Source organism: Psychrobacter sp. NPDC077938, from assembly GCF_044542635.1.
Taxonomy (GTDB): domain Bacteria; phylum Pseudomonadota; class Gammaproteobacteria; order Pseudomonadales; family Moraxellaceae; genus Psychrobacter.
The window spans coordinates 429,377-446,271 of the sequence record NZ_JBITUW010000001.1 but is presented as its reverse complement, the minus strand read 5'-3'; the positions used below and the strand labels follow the sequence as shown (position 1 = coordinate 446,271).

Here is a 16,895-nt window from a genome sequence, read left to right as displayed (position 1 = left end):
ATCAAGCGAATTTGAGATAGTGTGTGACTGGCTGTATTCGTTATCCAATCTCTCAAAATGATGTAAGATAAAAGTGCGACAAAAATAGCACGAAAACGAAAGTATAAAGGCAAAAGTATGAAAGTATTGGGCTTAGAGACCTCTTGTGATGAGACGGGGCTAGCGATTTTTGATAGTGAGCAAATAAATAGCGACAACCAAGGTTTGGTCGGGCAAGTACTGTACTCTCAGATTGAGCTGCACGCACTTTATGGTGGCGTTGTGCCTGAGCTTGCTAGCCGCGATCATATTCGTAAGCTCGTGCCGTTATTGAATGAGCTGCTAGAGCAATGCGATATGAAAAAAAGCGACATCGATGCGATTGCTTATACTAAAGGACCTGGTCTTATTGGTGCATTGATGACAGGCGCACTGTTTGGTCGTAGCTTGGCATATGGTTTGGATATTCCAGCGATTGGTATCCATCATATGGAAGGGCATCTTTTGGCGCCGCTTATGGGCGCGAACCCTCCGGCATTTCCTTTTGTCTCGCTACTAGTATCTGGTGGGCACACGTTACTTATTGCTGCTCACGGTGTTGGACAATATGAGATATTGGGCGAGTCGATAGATGATGCGGCGGGTGAGTGCTTTGATAAAGCGGCTAAAATGCTAGGCCTGCCTTATCCTGGCGGCCCTAATATTGCCAAACTAGCAGAAACTGGTAATCCTGACGCTTACGCACTCCCAAGACCAATGCTACATCGGGGTCTAGACTTCTCGTTTAGTGGTATGAAAACTGCCGTACATAATCTGATTAAAGACACGCCACTGTCAGGCGGTTCTGGTCATAAATCTGACAGCGATCCACAGGTTCGTGCTGATATTGCCGCCAGTTTTCAGCATGCAGTAGTCGACACGCTAGTGAAGAAATGTGTTAAAGCACTCAAGCAAGCAGATATGAGCCGTTTGGTAATTGCAGGTGGGGTTAGTGCCAATACTCATCTGCGTGAGATGTTAGAAGCGGAACTGGCTAAAATTAATGCGACGGTTCATTATGCACCGCCTGCGCTATGTACGGATAATGGCGCGATGATTGCTTACGCAGGTTTTGAGCGCTTGCAAGCTGGACAGTCTGATAATTTGGCTGTTAGCTGTATTCCGCGTTGGCCGATGACAGAATTGCCAGCCGTATAAATGAGCATTTGGTCCAACACGTTTATATGAATTAAGGATAGTTTATGCAGTGGCTTGCTATCGGTTTGGGCGCAGCATTCGGTGCTTGTCTGCGAGCTTGGTTATCGCGTTTTAATGCTCTACATGGTTGGGTGCCGCTCGGTACTCTGAGCGCTAATATCTTGGGTGGACTGCTGATAGGGCTGGCGCTAGTGTGGTTTGAGCGTATGGGTAGCAACTTGTCCGATCATGTACGCGTGTTTGTGATAACTGGCTTTTTGGGTGGGTTAACTACCTTTAGTACGTTTAGTGCGGAGGTATTTGGCTTTATTCATGATGGGCGGTTGCTAGCAGGTTTAGCGCTCATCGGTTTGCATGTTGGGCTAACGTTACTGGCAACCGCACTTGGCTTTTATTTCTTTAAGCTAGTTTTGTAGGCGTTGATAGATATTAATCGTTTAATAGTCTGTTATAAGTGGTTCCATGATAGCAGTCTGTTTTAAGTGGTCTATTAATACGTTTGAAGAGTGAAATAGCTGGTTCCGTTGGGGTATACCTATTTTCAATCATTTCTCTTACAATTTTTTTACTCACCTGAATAATTTTCAAGCATTTGTATTAATTCTTGAAAATCAGGATGATCACCTCGAAAACCTTTAATTGCTTCAAGTAAGTAATCTTTTCCATTATAGTAGTTAACATCCCCACCATTTTTTAACATCAGTTCTAGTACATCTAACCTATCAGGCATCAGCAAAGTCATTCTCAGAGGTATAAGTTTATCTCTATTAGGAATGTTTGGATCTGCCCCTGCTTCTAATAAGGCAATAGCGGCTTCTGCATTTTCTCCTCGCATTGCATAGTGCAATGGTGTCATGCCATAACTGTCTTGAGCATTGATTGGAACACCTTTTTCTATAAAAAACTCAATAGTTTTTTCGGTGGTTCTTTTGGGTTAAATCCCATTGAGAGCTGATGTAGCCAGTTCCATTTATCAGTTGGAGATGTTTCAAAGTAATCCATATTGTTACTTTCGAATAATTCAGAAGCTTCTTTTATCAGGCCTTCTTTAAAAAGCCTAAAAACTTTCATTCGTAGTTTTTTGTATTCATTCATAATTATTTTTCTTTGCTTCTACTGCTATCAAGAAAATCTTGCATTTCATCTGTTAGTTCTTGTGGAATATCTTTGCCTTCCATCTCATCAGTATGACTAATATTAAGCTATGCTATCAATTCCTTAGTCATTGAAGTTATTTCTAGCACTAGAAGTTAGATGCCTGTATAGCGCACCGAACACAATTTTTTGAATATTCACTTTAGGAGTTATATCTGACTATGATGATGTCCATAAAACTCTATTTTTGAGTGCAGTTCACTGGAGGAGGTATCACTCTAGAATCTAAAAACTTGACTACTTTATCGGGCAATAGAAACTTATAATACTCATTAAAAAAGTGTGGCATGTTCGTATAATGGGAATACCTTTCAAATACAGTATCCCATCCATTTTGACCTATTTTACTTTTAATGTAGTCCTTTCTATCTAAAATAGGGGTTTTATAGCCAATGATTTGTAAGGGTAAGTCATAGTCTATCAGCGCAAACACTTTCTTTTCATTATCAAATATAAGAAACGGTGTATTTAAGTGTGGTGATGAAAAATTCCAAATTATTTCCTCGTTTGTGTGAAAGCACTCACCAAAACAACCAAAACTGGCATCGGTTGATGCTATAAAGATAGCACACTTCAAGTTATCATTAATTAATTGAGCTATTATAGTTTCAGGTACTAAACCTTCCTCTATTTCTTCTCCTAGCTCATAGGGAATACAAAAGTAATGGTAGCTATGAGTTAGCCTAGGCTTCATAGCATCGATCCCCACTATCCCTTTAGACCCTGTAATTAATAGATCATTAAATGGGTGAGCATTTGCTTCATCTACGGTTAATAACCGTCCACCAACTTCGCTTAGATATTTTCTTTCTTGCACCCAAAACTTGCTGAAATACTCTTGGTCGCTATCTTTTAAATAAAATGTCATTGCAGCTGTCCTGGTTGTCACAATTATCAAGGGTAATTTGATGTGCCCACGAAAAGCTCACTGCATGTACACCATGAAGTACACCGTGACTATTTCATCGAGTTAAAACGTTGATATCATTAGCCTACAGCCATAGATTCAAGTCCTCATCAGGGAACCATTATTTACCATAACATTCGTTACGATATGAAAAAGTGGCTAGTACTTTACAACTATAAGAAAGTAATTAGTAATGAAACTACAACGGCTTCACTATCCCTTCCAATAAACTGGCAAATCCTTGCATATACGCCGTATCTCGACTTGAAGTACGCGTCGCTGCATATAGCTGACAATGCACGCCTTCTCCTAGTGGTCGTGATACTACCCAACCTTTTTTCTCGTATTCAGCAACCACCCAATCAGGCAATGCTGCTACGCCGCGTTCACTAGCAACCAACTGAATTAGCATCGCGGTCAGTTCTGTCGTACGAACACTCTCAAAGCTTACTTGTGCTGGCGTCATAAAATTAGCAATGATATCGAGACGTTTGGCCTCTACTGGATAGGCAATTAATGTCTCATTAATCAAATCATCAGGGTCAATAAAATTTTGAGCAGCTAAATCATGCGTTGGTGAGAGTACCAAACGACTCTCGTACTCAAACAATGGCTGATAGCTGATACCGTCGAGCGGTAAATCACTGGTAGTGATAAGCAGATCAATATCACCTTCCATAAGTAGATGATGCGGCTCAGGCTCAAACCCTGTGGCAAAGTCTAGCTCAACATCCGACCATTCACGGCGATAGTGGTTGAGTATTGGCATGAGCCAATCAAAGCAGCTGTGGCACTCTGATGCTAGGCGTAATCTGCCTGCTTGACCATGTGCTAAGCGTTTAAGGTTAGATTTGGTGCGAGTAACTTGCGGTAGGATATTGTCTGCCAATGCCAATACTGCTTTACCAGCTGGCGTAAAACTAAGCGGGCGCGTCCGACGATTGACCAAGCTAATGTCGTAATAGTTCTCAAGCTCTTTCAGTTGATGTGAAACGGCAGAGGCGGTAACGTGTAGTTCATCGGCCGCTGCTGCAAGTGAACCATGCGCTCGTAGCGCGGTTAATGTATTAAGATGACGTAGCTCAAGCATAATATAACCTAACCGCTAAGATGAGAAAAATTCATTATAGTCAATATAGCGCTGACTTTCACTCATAGTCCGTTATTAATAAGTAGCTAATAAGCAATTAGTTAGCAATCAACATCTAGCGCTTGCGTAATAATAACTGTGAGATAACCACCAATACTAGTGAAGCAACTAGCAATAACGTACCAATGGCGTTGACTTCTGGCTTGAGTCCTACACGCACCATAGAATAAATGCGCAGCGGTAAAATCTCATAGCTAGGTCCCGTGACAAAGGTCGACACCACTACATCATCTAGCGATAAAGTGAAAGCTAGCAACCAACCTGCCATGACCGCAGGCAAGATAACGGGAATCAATACTGTGCGCACCATGGTTGATTCGTTAGCCCCCAAGTCACGTGCCGCTTCCATCAATCGCTCATCTAAACTGCTTAATCGTGCAAAGACGGTAATGACAACGAATGGCAAGCAAAAAGTAATGTGAGCCAATAGCAATGAGACAAAACCCAATTGCAAACCAATCAGTAAGAACAATGCTAGCAATGAAATAGCCAATACAATCTCAGGCGACATCATAAGTACAAACAGCAGCCCATTTAGTAAGCCTTTACCACGAAAATTATAACGGTGTAACGCCAGCGCTGTAAGCGTGCCTATCAACGTTGAGACAGTGGCCGCCACCAATCCCAAGACAATAGAATGCCAAAATGCATCGAGCATCGCTTGGTTATTGAATAGTGATTCGTACCACTTTAAGCTAAAACCGCCCCAGTTATAGCCAATTTTTGATTTGTTAAAGGACATCACCACTAAGACAATGATTGGCAGGTACAACAGGGTATAAATCAGTCCGAGATAGCCTTTGGCAGCGATACTACCAATCTTAAGCGGACGAGTTTTTGTGTTTGGTGAGCTATAAGACATTAGGCCACCTCATTAAAGTCAGTTTTGCCAATGCGGCGACTACTGGCACGGTAGGCCAGTAATAATACCGCCATCGCTAGTGTCAATAAAACGCTGGCCGCAGCACCAAAGGGCCAGTCACGCGCATCCAAAAATTGGTTTTTGATGATATTACCGACCAATAAGTTACGAGAACCACCCAAGATATCTGCCACATAAAACATACCCATCGCAGGCAATAGTACGAGCAGTACACCAGAAATAATTCCAGGTGTCGTTAATGGCAGTACAACATGCCAAAAGGTTTGTGTTCTGGATGCGCCCAAATCTTGCGAGGCCAGTAGCATATCATTGCGCAAGTCGGTAAATACGGCATATAGCGGCAATACCATAAATGGAAATAGTAAATACGTCAGACCAGCTATCACCGCACCTTGGGTATATAAAATATCGATAGGGGTGTCGATTACGCCAATTGCCAATAGCAATTTATTAATCAAGCCATTGTTAGCAAATAGTAATTTGAGCGCATAAGTCCGCACTAAAGAGTTGGTCCAAAAAGGCAGTATTAGTAGTAGCATCAGCAATGGCTGCCAACGTACTTTTGCTTTGGAGATCAGCCATGCAAAAGGGTAGCCAAGCAGTAGACAGATAACCGTTGTGATACCTGCCATCCATAATGAGTGGACAAATACCTCAAAATACAACGGGTCAATCATCCGTACATAACTGTCGATACTGACAGGTAAGCTGATAAACGCACTGCTATCACGAGTCAAAAAACTGACAGCGATGACTAGGATATTTGGTAATAGCGCAAATATCAGTAGCCAACCCCAGATTAGCCAAAGCGTGGCGGTACGAAATGGACTTTTATTGCCTAAGTGGTTGCGAGCCATCAGCTACCATCCTTTTGTGCAGTTATGTCTGGCACAGTTTCAGAGTCTTCTGGTAATACCCATTCCCAGCCATCTACCCATGAGACTTTAACACCCTCGTTTAATTTATAATCAAAGCTCGGGTCATCTTCATCAAAGAACTCAGAGGCCTTAATGATATGACCATTTGCCAGTTCGATAATCGAGTCTAAGGTGCTGCCTTTATAGTTACTCTCGATGACACGGCCTAACAGTCCGCTATGCTCGTTATCTTTTGGATCGTATATTCGTAAATCTTCGGGGCGAAGTAGTAAATTGACGATATCGCCCATTTGTACATCGTTGGCAAAATTGGGACGACGTAAGTTGCGTAAGGTGGTTGGCCCTTCTTGCGCCTGCGCTTCACAGACTTCGACCTCGATACGTCCGTTAGTCACTTTGCCATCGCGATCTGGCTGGTCTGGATAAACACCTTTGACTTCAGCTCTGAACAAATTGGTCTCGCCGATAAATTTGGCAGTAAACAGGTTGGCAGGGGTTTCATAAATCTCGATAGGCGTACCGATTTGCTGGAACGTGCCATCTTTCATTACGGCAATACGGTCTGACATCGACAGCGCTTCTTCTTGGTCATGGGTTACGAAGACAAAGGTAATGCCTAGCTCACGCTGCAGGCGCTTCAGCTCGGACTGCATTTGCAGGCGCAGTTTGTGATCGAGCGCAGACAATGGCTCATCAAGCAATAGCAGTTTAGGACGGTTAATCACCGCACGAGCAATCGCCACGCGCTGCTGCTGGCCACCAGACAAATCTTGCGGCTTGCGGTTGGCCAAATGCTCTAGCTGTACCATCGCTAGCATCTCACTGACGCGTCTTTGGATTTCATCTTTTGAGACTTTCTTTAGCTTTAGGCCATAAGCCACGTTTTGGGCGACACTCATATGAGGAAACAATGCATACTGCTGAAATACGGTATTGACTGGACGTTTATCAGCGGACAAGCCTGCCATCTGTACGCCATCCAAATATATCGCCCCAGCGTTCGGCTGCTCAAAGCCTGCAATCAAGCGTAGTAATGTCGTCTTACCACAGCCTGATGGGCCAAGCAGCGTCAAAAACTCACCATGCTTGATATCAAGGTTGATGTCTTTTAGAACTTCGGTTTGATCATAGGTTTTTTTTAGACCAGTCAGTTGCAGCAGCACCTGATCATCATGAGGTGACGCAGAGGTGTTATGCGTATTTTGAGATAAATCGGTCATAATATCTGTTCCTGAGCGTCCAATATCTGTATACAGCTGCCAAGGTAACTGGCTGTCATTATAAGGATTGGCATGAGCGTAAGCACGATTTGATTACTGTCTAAATGCTGCCTGAATGCTGCGTATTATAACAAACCCTTGATATAATTCAGTGCAAGTTCGTTATAAGTTACGCGAGTCATACTGTCGTAGCAGCGATATATACAGCTGTATTTTTAGATATGACTACATTCATCTAAAGACATTTAGACAAATTTTTTTACCGTTTTTTGGTTTTTATTGCTATACAATCACGTTATGGCTGACAAACATAACTAGCCTGATAGTTTGGCGACAATTAGCCAATCTGTGCTTGAATACATATATGCAAAACAGCTTATAACTCTAATATTATTGATGATAAAGGATCTCTCATGCCTACCGATATACGTCCAACCACAGGTCAAGAAGCGCTTGAGCTTTTAAAAGCAGGTAATGCACGCTACGTTGATAGCCTCACCAGTACCGATGAATATATGCAGCGCCGTCCAGAGTTGGTCAAGGATCAAAATCCATTGGCTATTATTTTGGGTTGCTCAGATGCACGAGTACCAGTTGAGATTGTTTTTGATCAAGGTTTGGGAGATTTGTTTGTTATACGAGTCGCAGGTAACGTGGTTGCACCATCACAGATTGGTTCAATCGAGTTTGCAGCTGAAGCCTTTGGCACGCAATTGGTAGTGGTACTTGGACATTCAAAATGCGGCGCTGTCACGGCTTGCGTTGAGACGTTAATTAACCCTGAGCAGAACTATTCACCTAACTTGCAATCTATCGTTGATCGTATTCGCCCAAGCGTTTATAACTTACACGAATTGGCAACTGCCAATGGTCAAGACGTCGATGCAGACGAGCTGGTCGATCGCTCTATCCGCGCTAACGTACGTATGTCAGTCAGTCAGCTAAAGCATGGCTCACGTGCATTAGAGGACTTAACCAATAGTGGTCAGCTACTGGTAGTCGGCGCTGAGTATGACTTAGAGACAGGAAAAGTGCGTTTTTTAGATAGCTAGTTAGTCTTGGATAACTTCAGATAACTAGCTAGTTAGGGCATAAAGACGAACATACCTTGTTCATATTCTTACAAAACCCTATCAGTTATTTTGCCATTTTTTATTATGATAAGAGAACGACGCAAATTACGACAATCGTGATTTGCGTGTTTTTGCCTTTATTTTCTGAATTATATTAGGATAATTATGTCTACTTCATCTAATAATAACGACGCAATAGACCAGCCTGCTAGCAGCGTTAGCACAGATGGTGTTCAGCCAATTTCGTCACAGACGACCGGTTTTACTTTTAATCACACCATGCTGCGTGTCAAAGACCCTGTTAAATCGCTAGCGTTTTACACCGGTGTTTTGGGTATGACTTTGCTTGCCGTTAAGAAGTTCCCTGACATGGGATTCGATTTATATTTCTTGGCCAAGTTGACCGAGAGCGAGCGCGAAAACTTGCCAACTGGCGATGATCTAGAAATCTTTGCTTTCCGCCAGCGTGGCATCTTGGAGTTGACGCATAACTACGGCACCGAGACAAAAGCTGATTTTAGCTATCATGACGGCAATCAAGACCCGCAAGGTTTTGGTCATATTTGTTTTAGCGTTCCAAGTTTGGATGAAGCGGTTGCTTGGTTCGATAAAAACAACGTCGAATTTAAAAAGCGTCCAGAAGACGGCAGCATGAAAAATATTGCCTTTATCAAAGATATAGATGGCTACTGGATCGAAATCGTACAGGCCGATTTGATGGGCTAATTGTCAGAATGACAGCACCTATTAAGATAAGTGCGTTAATAGAAATAAATAGAATAAAGGAGTATCACCCAGATGCCTACCTCTGAGGCAGAAACGACACTGAGTGCTGAGACAGCTGCGCAGTCTACGACAACGGATGGATTAACCTATCAAAGCATCCTTGGTTCGGCAAATGAGATATGGGTTGGTTTTGTTGAACGCATCCCATATTTTGTCGCATCAATTATCGTTATCCTAATTTTTTGGTTCTTATCGATTGTCTTCAAAAAAATCGTTCACAAATTATTAGGTAGCCGTAGTCGGCATCAGAACTTGGTCAAAGTGTTTCAGCGAGTAGGTGGGGCGCTTATTTTCTTTATTGGTTTTATGATAGCGATGGTTATTGCAGTGCCAGGATTCACCCCTGCTAAGCTGATTGGCGCGCTCGGTATTGGTTCCGTTGCTATCGGTTTTGCTTTTAAGGATATCTTCCAAAATTTGCTCTCTGGTATTTTGCTGCTGATTTCAGAGCCGTTTCGTATCGGTGATCAGATTGTTTCAGGCGACTATGAAGGAACAGTCGAAGATATCAAAATCCGCGCAACCACCATCAGAACTTATGATGGTCGGCAAGTGGTGATTCCAAATTCAGATCTTTATACTTCGGCGTTGACCGTCAATACTGCTTACAAGCAGCGTCGTCTGCAAGTTGCAGTTGGTATTGGTTATGAAGATGATATTGAAGCTGCCAAAGCTGAGATTATAAAAGCATTAGATAAGATAGAAAGCGTCTCGAAAAAAGCAACGCCAAGCGTGATTGCTACTGGTTTTGGCGGTTCGTCCATTGATCTAATGGTGCGCTGGTTTATCGAAGATGGTACGCAAGCCAATAAGGTTGCCTCGATTCATCAAGTAATTGTAGGTATCAAAAACTCGTTGGATGCAGCGGGCGTAAACATTCCATTCCCAATACGTACGATCGATTTGAGTGATCCTTCAGTAAGTGCAATCGTTAATAAGATGAACGAGCAACAAGACGTTGTGGATGTGAATAAAACAGTGGCAGAGTAGCGCGCTCGGTGAAATATTCATTTAGTGTTAAAACTTTGATTTCCACAATATTTAGAAAACTAAAAAACCGCCACATCAATTGATATGGCGGTTTTTTTATACGTGTCTACTTGCTATAAATATGAAGGCTTATTCGTCTTTTGCTCTAAAGTCGGTATGGCATGATTTACAGCTTGCACCAACTTGTCCAAAGGCAGGTTTAACATCGTCCATGCTAGTGGCGTTTTGGGCGGCGGCGTTTAGCTCAGCAGTGACTTTTTGAAAGTTTTCAGCTTCAGCACTGAAGCCATCAGCATTAGACCAAACTGCTTCAGTAGCATTGCCTACCGCTTCTGGGTCTTCAAAATGACTCCAAGGCTTGGCGGCATCTTCTGCCAAGAACGCCGCTTGCTCTTTAAATACATCGGCATCAAATGTGTCAGGTGCTTTTGCCATATCACCCATGACGCCCATTGCGTCACCCCAGTTTTTCATGGTGTCTTGACGCGCTTGCACGTCAGGGTTAGATCCTGTTGAAGTGCTACAGGCCGTTAGACCTAGTGCAGCCGCCATCAAGGTAACGCTAAACAGAGACTTGAAAGATTTGTTGGTATGAACCTGTGCCATATGACTTACTCCTTTAAACTTGGCTAATAGTAAGCGCGATTAAAAACGCTCGCTTTGACTTAAAATATAGTTATACAAAATACTGCCTAAAATTCTTTTGAGCACAGTTGCTGATAAAGAACGTCTTCTATTGTAACGGTTATCTGCGCGTTGGGAATTATATAGTTGTTATATCCTCGTAATATTTTCAATAAGCATACCTTAACTTGGTTATGTCTGCTTACGATTGGTTGCGGTGATTTTATAGTAGCTGCACAACGTATTTCTATACGATAACAACGTGGGAGTAGCTCGTTTGGATAGTACTGACAATAAAAAAGGCCAGCAATAGTAGCTGACCTTTTTAATATTTTCCAAAAATATGAATGCCGTGATATTTACGAAACTTCTAGTGCTAACCAATCACGCGGTTTTAGATAATAATCGGTCAACTCAAATTCAGGCGTTCCTTCAGCAGGCTCAAAGCGATAATGCCAACTGGCAAGCGGTGGCATACTGACTAGGATGGATTCGATACGTCCGTTACTTTGTAGTCCAAATAGCGTTCCGCGATCATAGACCAGATTGTATTCGACGTAGCGACCACGGCGATAGAGCTGAAACTCGCGCTGCGCTTCAGTATAAGGCGTATTTTTACGCTGTTCAAAAATCGGCATGATACCGTCAAGATAACCGTTGCCCACGGCTTTCATAAAATTAAAGCAAGTCTCAAAGTCCCAGCCGCGACTCTCGGTACTGACATCATCATAAAACAGACCACCAATACCGCGCTGCTCATCACGATGGCGCAGATGAAAATACTCATCACACCACTGTTTGAAATCAGCGTAGATATTGTCCCCAAAAGGCGCACATAGATCATGACAGACTTGATGCCAGTGTACACAATCAGCAAGTACCGGATAGAATGGCGTTAAGTCAAAACCACCGCCAAACCACCAGATAGGCGCTTCACCTTCCGCTTCTGCTACGAATAAACGCACATTGGCATGGCTCGTAGGCACGTTTGGATTTCTGGGATGGACAACCAGTGACACGCCCATTGCTTGAGCTTTACGTCCAGCGATATTAGGGTGACGCGCGGTCGCAGAGGCGGGAAGGTTATGTACATGAATATGGCTAAACATGACGCCCGCTTTTTCGATGACCTCGCCATCTGCCAATACGCATGACCGCCCGCCGCCGCCTTCAGGACGTTCCCAGTCATCAGGTACAAAGGTCGCATGCTCATTGTCATTAGTGCTGCCGTCACGCTCTTGTGCTTCTAGCGATTCACAGATACGTGCCTGTAAATCAACCAAAAATTCGCGCACTCGCATGATGTCGTTATTGGTTGGCGTCGTCACTGATGCTAACGTTGATAAGTCTGTTTCGTTATTTGTATTTATAATACTCATAAGATATCTATTTATTCAGGTGTATGGCGGTATTAAGGTCTGTATCGAGAGAGGCGTCTATGTCAAGATTGATATTTTTATCAAACAAGTGGCCCATACGATCGCGTTTGGTTGCTAGGTATTCAGCATTCATATCATTGACACCGACCAACAACGGCACCCGTTCGACAACATCAATACCATGCTCAGTTAGATAAGCGACTTTGTTTGGATTATTGGTGATAAGCCTGACAGCGTCGACCCCGACATGGGCAAGCATCGGACCACACATATCATAGATACGCGCATCAGCAGGCAAGCCCAACATGAGATTGGCATCCAACGTATCATGCCCTTGATCTTGAAGGGCGTACGCACGAATCTTATTGGTCAAACCAATACCACGGCCTTCTTGGCGTAAATACAAAATCGCACCGCAACCTGACTCTTGGATGGCTTGCATGGCAGTATTGAGCTGCGGACCGCAGTCACATTTCAATGAGCTAAACGCGTCGCCTGTCAGACATTCAGAATGAATGCGAATGAGCGGCACTTGCTTCGCTATCGATTCGTTCTTTTGGTTCAATATCATGTCGTCTAAAGGTTGGTTAGCGATATCGTCTGTCTGTTGATCGACCACAGCTAGACCAACGGTCAGCATGACATGCTCTTGACCTTCGCTATTTTCAAAGATATGAATATCAAACTCGCCGTGACGAGTGGGTAATTTGGCACTAGTGATAAATTGATATGACATTGCTGTCCTACATAAGCCTAAAGTCGTGGCGGTGAAAAGTATGTTATTGCTGTTCGAGATGAGCGCTGTTAGAGCCGGTTACTGTTCGAGATAACTACTGTTTTCGATATAACTATTAGTTGAGATGAGCATATCACCTAAATTTTACTGCTAAGATTAAGATGATACCAGTATAACCTGTTCATAAAGACAGCGTGCTCATTGTATTTTTTATAAAAACACACAAAGTTCACAGACGACGCACGATGATTAAAGCGACAATTAAAAAAAAATGCTATTATGCCATACTATTTTGACGGATACAGTGACAAGTCTTTACCCTTACATTACTATGTCGTCACTAACACCCGCTATTGATGCAAAATAATAGGGCATAATGTCACCCCTCAGTTGTCAATAGTATGAAAGCATCAATATTTTGATATCAAAACGTTGGTATTGACGCGCGGTCTATTGTGCTAGCGTGTCTATTGTCGTAAGTAGCGCAGCTATACAAATACGAAAGTTGCATGAATAATTATATGGTCGATTACATCAATAATGATGTAGGTATTATTGACGTCTTTTGATTATAGTCACCGCTATATTTTAAAGACACATCTTGTCAGCAGATTGGTAGGTATCGTACGGTTTATGCAGCAGTCACCTCATTCTCCAAAGTCTCAGTCCCTATCTACATCAGTGCTGGATTCTGCTGCTCAGCTATCGAGCTTACAGCAGACCTATACTGTGATTCCACGTGTGCGTCCTCATACGCCATTGCTTGATGCAATTGATACACCCACTGACCTCAGCACGCTTTCAACGGCTAAGCTTATTACGCTGGCTGATGAATTGCGCCTTTTTCTATTGTATTCAGCTGGTCAGAGCGGTGGGCATTTTGGTGCCAATTTGGGCGTAGTCGAGCTGACCATAGTATTGCATTATTTGTTAGAAACGCCGCAAGACCAAATCGTCTGGGACGTGGGTCATCAAGCCTATGCTCATAAAGTACTGACTGGTCGCCGTGAGCAGCTAGGCACTATCAGATCTAAAGACGGTCTGACAGCATTTCCTGAGCGTGCAGAGTCTGTCTACGATACATTTGGCGTTGGGCATTCATCGACCTCTATCTCAGCTGGTCTGGGCATGAGCCTCGCACTGCGTTATCAAGGCCGCGAGCAAACGGTTGCTTGCGTCATTGGTGATGGTGCGATGACAGGTGGCATGGCATTTGAAGCCATGAATGACGCAGTACAGCAAGATGCTGATTTGCTAGTCATCCTAAACGATAATGATATGTCGATATCTTGCTCTATTGGCGGGTTTTCACGACATCTAGCGATGCTTTGGGAATCAGGTTATCAAGTTGATATCTCTGAGTCAGGTGAGCCAGTACTCTGCCACCGTCCTGATATGCAAGCGTTCGATCGCCGCAAACGTCATAAAGAGATGCGCGATGTTCCGCAGCTAGAAGACAACTTATTCAAAGCGATTGGTTTTACCTATTTTGGTCCGTTTGATGGTCATAATATTCCTGAGCTATTGCGTGTATTGTCATTGGCAAAGCAAGTATCAGGTCCCGTATTGGTGCATATTTATACCACTAAGGGTAAAGGGTTTGCCCCAGCAGAATTAGATCCAGTGGGCTATCATGCAATCAGTAGATTGCCAGTCGAAAATCATAAAGAGCATGAAGCTGACTCTATAGAGCAGCTAAAAAAACAACCAGGTACAAAGCCAGCGTTAAAATATTCGCAAGTGTTTGGCCAGTTTTTATGTGATAAAGCGGCCGAAGACGATAAGCTACTAGCTGTCACCCCTGCCATGGAAGAAGGCTCAGGGATGACGGACTTTGCTCGTCACTTTCCAGAGCGTTTCTTTGATGTGGCCATTGCTGAGCAACATGCTGTCACGCTAGCGGCTGGAATGGCAACTCAAGGCGTCAAACCTATTGTCGCGATTTATTCAACGTTCTTGCAGCGTGGATATGATCAGCTGATTCATGATGTGGCTCTACAGAATCTCGATGTGATGTTTGCCATTGATCGAGCGGGCTTAGTCGGTGAAGACGGTGCCACGCATGCTGGCGTGTTTGATTTTGGATTCTTGCGTTGTGTGCCTAATATGGTGATTGCAGCGCCAAAAGATGAGAACGAATGCTACCATTTGCTCAATACTTGCTATGAATATTCAGGGTGCACGGCTGTACGTTATCCGCGTGGTACAGGTACAGGTGCTGATATTAAGCAGCCAGCCCAAAACTATAAAGTTGGCGAAGCAGTTGTCGAGTCAGTATTAGGTAAAGCTGATGCACCTTATAAATTGGCACTACTGGCCTTTGGTACGATGGTTGCAACTGCTCAGCAAGCAGCAGAAAGCTTAATAAATAGCGATGTAGCGTTAGATTGCCAGATACAGGTGGTCAATATGCGCTGGGTAAAACCGCTAGACACAGCAATGCTTGAGACGTTATTAGCACAAGGGGTCACTCATATAGCAACCCTAGAAGAGCACATGATTATGGGCGGCGCGGGTAGTGCAGTGAATGAGTATTTGCTCAATGAATCGGCTGCCTTTAAACAAAGTCGTCCAGCTATTGCTAATATCGGTATTCCTGATCGCTTTATTGCACATGGCTCTCAAGCAGAGCAATTGGCCGACTGTGGTTTAGATGTCGAGGGCGTGACTAAACAGCTTAAAACGCTCTTATCGTAAGCAATGTTTCTAGCGTTACAATATTATTTATAAAGTTAATGCGCTAAAAATGTGTTAATTAAAACCGATATAAGCTCCTTAAACAGAGCAAACGCCTGTTAGCCGCAGGTGCTAACTTTTTTACAACTTGCGCAGTTTAGATGATCGCCAAAGTACTGGCTTGATCAGCGTAACGGTTTTTTCGTTTTTATCGAACAATTTTAGTATAATGCGGGTGTCTTTTATAAGTTTTCGTTTATAAGAGACACGTTTTTAATCGCATAGATGTGGTGTGATGCGGCGGCTGTTTGGCATGTTGTGGGCACAAAGTTAGTCTTATTTTTTTATATTCATTCATCAAGCAAATAGGTTATTTATGGAACCCATGGTCGTCATCGCAGCGCGTACTGCTGAAAAAGTTGGTAAAGAGATTTTATATGCGCATCAAAACCGCCACAAAATCGAGTTAGATATTGAGTCTAAAGGACTTGATGGTTTGGTTACCCGCATTGATCGCTTTAGCGAAGAGCTCACGATTGAGACGCTAAAAGCCAGCTATCCTAATCATTCATTTTTGGGTGAAGAGTTTGGTATGCAAGAAGGCCGCGGCGAAGATGCTGACTGGTGCTGGATTATCGATCCATTAGATGGCACTAAGAACTTTGTCCACGGTGTACCGCAGTTCTGCGTATCTATCGCAGTCCAGCATAAAGGCGTTACCCAACACGGTGTGGTCTATGATCCAGTACGTGATGAGATGTTCTCAGCGAGCCGCGGTAAAGGCGCGCGCTTGAACAATCGCCGTATGCAAGTGAGCGAGCGCAAAACCATTGATGGCGGTTTCTTTACGACTGGTCATCCGCTTGAGCGTAAGCGCAATGGCGAAGTTATCTCTTATGCCAAACAGCACTTTGAGAGCTTACAGAAGGTATCTGAGGCAGGTGGTCAGGTACGTCGTATGGGTTCAGCTGCGCTTGATTTATGCTATGTTGCTGCTGGTCGTTTTGACGGTTATTTTGAGATGTCTATCAAGCCTTGGGACATCGCAGCGGGCGAGCTTATTGTAACTGAAGCACGCGGTGTGGTGGTTGATCATACTGGCGCGCACAATTCTATGACATCAGGCTCTATCTTCGCTTGTAATGTGAAATTGCTTAAGCCATTGATGCAAACAGTTGTACCAATCTGGGGTGACGCAATCTAAACGTTAACCTTAATGGTATCAACGTTTAGCGCTTTCAGGATTTAAATTCAAGTAATAT

Annotated in this window: 17 protein-coding genes; 7 read left to right on the top strand and 10 right to left on the bottom strand. The window is 43.4% G+C overall.

Annotation, left to right across the window (positions count from 1 at the left end; all coding sequences use genetic code 11):
• Positions 1–117 precede the first annotated feature (117 nt).
• Both tsaD and crcB read left to right on the top strand, forming a co-directional pair.
• On the top strand, positions 118–1,176 hold the full coding sequence (gene tsaD, locus ACIGBM_RS01900; protein WP_397476569.1) for a tRNA (adenosine(37)-N6)-threonylcarbamoyltransferase complex transferase subunit TsaD: 1,059 nt from the start codon (positions 118–120) through the stop codon (positions 1,174–1,176).
• 44 nt (positions 1,177–1,220) lie between these two features.
• A complete protein-coding gene (crcB, locus tag ACIGBM_RS01895) occupies positions 1,221–1,592 on the top strand; it encodes a fluoride efflux transporter CrcB (protein ID WP_102078044.1) in 372 nt (123 codons plus the stop codon).
• Between the two features lie 149 nt (positions 1,593–1,741).
• On the opposite strand, the gene ACIGBM_RS01890 is transcribed toward crcB, so the two are convergent.
• The 7 genes from ACIGBM_RS01890 to potA form a co-directional block, all read right to left on the bottom strand.
• The gene (locus ACIGBM_RS01890; protein ID WP_397476778.1) at positions 1,742–2,056 is read right to left on the bottom strand and encodes an ankyrin repeat domain-containing protein; all 315 of its coding nucleotides are present in this window, start codon (positions 2,054–2,056) and stop codon (positions 1,742–1,744) included.
• A 14-nt stretch (positions 2,057–2,070) separates the two neighbouring features.
• Positions 2,071–2,271, bottom strand: coding sequence for a hypothetical protein (locus ACIGBM_RS01885; protein ID WP_397476568.1), 201 nt, complete (start codon positions 2,269–2,271; stop codon positions 2,071–2,073).
• 241 nt (positions 2,272–2,512) lie between these two features.
• Positions 2,513–3,199 carry a hypothetical protein gene (locus ACIGBM_RS01880; RefSeq protein WP_397476567.1) on the bottom strand — a complete coding sequence of 229 codons (687 nt, stop codon included), beginning with the start codon at positions 3,197–3,199 and terminating at the stop codon, positions 2,513–2,515.
• A 238-nt stretch (positions 3,200–3,437) separates the two neighbouring features.
• Positions 3,438–4,328, bottom strand: a complete 891-nt coding sequence (locus tag ACIGBM_RS01875; protein ID WP_397476566.1) for a LysR family transcriptional regulator — start codon at positions 4,326–4,328, stop codon at positions 3,438–3,440.
• A 115-nt stretch (positions 4,329–4,443) separates the two neighbouring features.
• The gene (potC, locus tag ACIGBM_RS01870; RefSeq protein WP_191114622.1) at positions 4,444–5,250 is read right to left on the bottom strand and encodes a spermidine/putrescine ABC transporter permease PotC; all 807 of its coding nucleotides are present in this window, start codon (positions 5,248–5,250) and stop codon (positions 4,444–4,446) included.
• Positions 5,250–6,128: a spermidine/putrescine ABC transporter permease PotB gene (gene potB / locus ACIGBM_RS01865; protein ID WP_397476565.1), complete on the bottom strand. Its 879-nt coding sequence runs from the start codon at positions 6,126–6,128 to the stop codon at positions 5,250–5,252. The genes potC and potB overlap by 1 nt, the downstream gene beginning before the upstream one ends.
• Entirely contained in the window at positions 6,128–7,369 is a 1,242-nt protein-coding gene (gene potA / locus ACIGBM_RS01860) for a spermidine/putrescine ABC transporter ATP-binding protein PotA (protein WP_397476564.1), read from the bottom strand. Before potA ends, potB begins: the two co-directional genes overlap by 1 nt.
• Before the next feature lie 413 nt (positions 7,370–7,782).
• On the opposite strand from potA, the gene ACIGBM_RS01855 reads away from it, so the two are divergent.
• The 3 genes from ACIGBM_RS01855 to ACIGBM_RS01845 all read left to right on the top strand — a co-directional run bounded on the left by ACIGBM_RS01855 (position 7,783) and on the right by ACIGBM_RS01845 (position 10,218).
• Positions 7,783–8,421 carry a carbonic anhydrase gene (locus ACIGBM_RS01855; RefSeq protein ID WP_057758161.1) on the top strand — a complete coding sequence of 213 codons (639 nt, stop codon included), beginning with the start codon at positions 7,783–7,785 and terminating at the stop codon, positions 8,419–8,421.
• A 186-nt stretch (positions 8,422–8,607) separates the two neighbouring features.
• Complete coding sequence (gloA, locus tag ACIGBM_RS01850) at positions 8,608–9,168, top strand: lactoylglutathione lyase (protein ID WP_397476563.1); 561 nt, start codon at positions 8,608–8,610, stop codon at positions 9,166–9,168.
• Positions 9,169–9,240: 72 nt separating this feature from the next.
• A complete protein-coding gene (locus ACIGBM_RS01845) occupies positions 9,241–10,218 on the top strand; it encodes a mechanosensitive ion channel family protein (RefSeq protein WP_102094685.1) in 978 nt (325 codons plus the stop codon).
• Positions 10,219–10,347: 129 nt separating this feature from the next.
• On the opposite strand, the gene ACIGBM_RS01840 is transcribed toward ACIGBM_RS01845, so the two are convergent.
• From ACIGBM_RS01840 to ribA, 3 genes are all read right to left on the bottom strand, one after another.
• A complete protein-coding gene (locus tag ACIGBM_RS01840; RefSeq protein WP_057758167.1) occupies positions 10,348–10,824 on the bottom strand; it encodes a cytochrome c in 477 nt (158 codons plus the stop codon).
• 377 nt (positions 10,825–11,201) lie between these two features.
• A complete protein-coding gene (hemF, locus tag ACIGBM_RS01835; RefSeq protein WP_397476562.1) occupies positions 11,202–12,221 on the bottom strand; it encodes an oxygen-dependent coproporphyrinogen oxidase in 1,020 nt (339 codons plus the stop codon).
• A 7-nt stretch (positions 12,222–12,228) separates the two neighbouring features.
• Positions 12,229–12,957, bottom strand: a complete 729-nt coding sequence (gene ribA, locus ACIGBM_RS01830; protein ID WP_397476561.1) for a GTP cyclohydrolase II — start codon at positions 12,955–12,957, stop codon at positions 12,229–12,231.
• A 633-nt stretch (positions 12,958–13,590) separates the two neighbouring features.
• On the opposite strand from ribA, the gene dxs reads away from it, so the two are divergent.
• Both dxs and ACIGBM_RS01820 read left to right on the top strand, forming a co-directional pair.
• Complete coding sequence (dxs, locus tag ACIGBM_RS01825; protein WP_397476560.1) at positions 13,591–15,654, top strand: 1-deoxy-D-xylulose-5-phosphate synthase; 2,064 nt, start codon at positions 13,591–13,593, stop codon at positions 15,652–15,654.
• 355 nt (positions 15,655–16,009) lie between these two features.
• Complete coding sequence (locus ACIGBM_RS01820) at positions 16,010–16,837, top strand: inositol monophosphatase family protein (protein WP_397476559.1); 828 nt, start codon at positions 16,010–16,012, stop codon at positions 16,835–16,837.
• Positions 16,838–16,895: the final 58 nt, after the last annotated feature.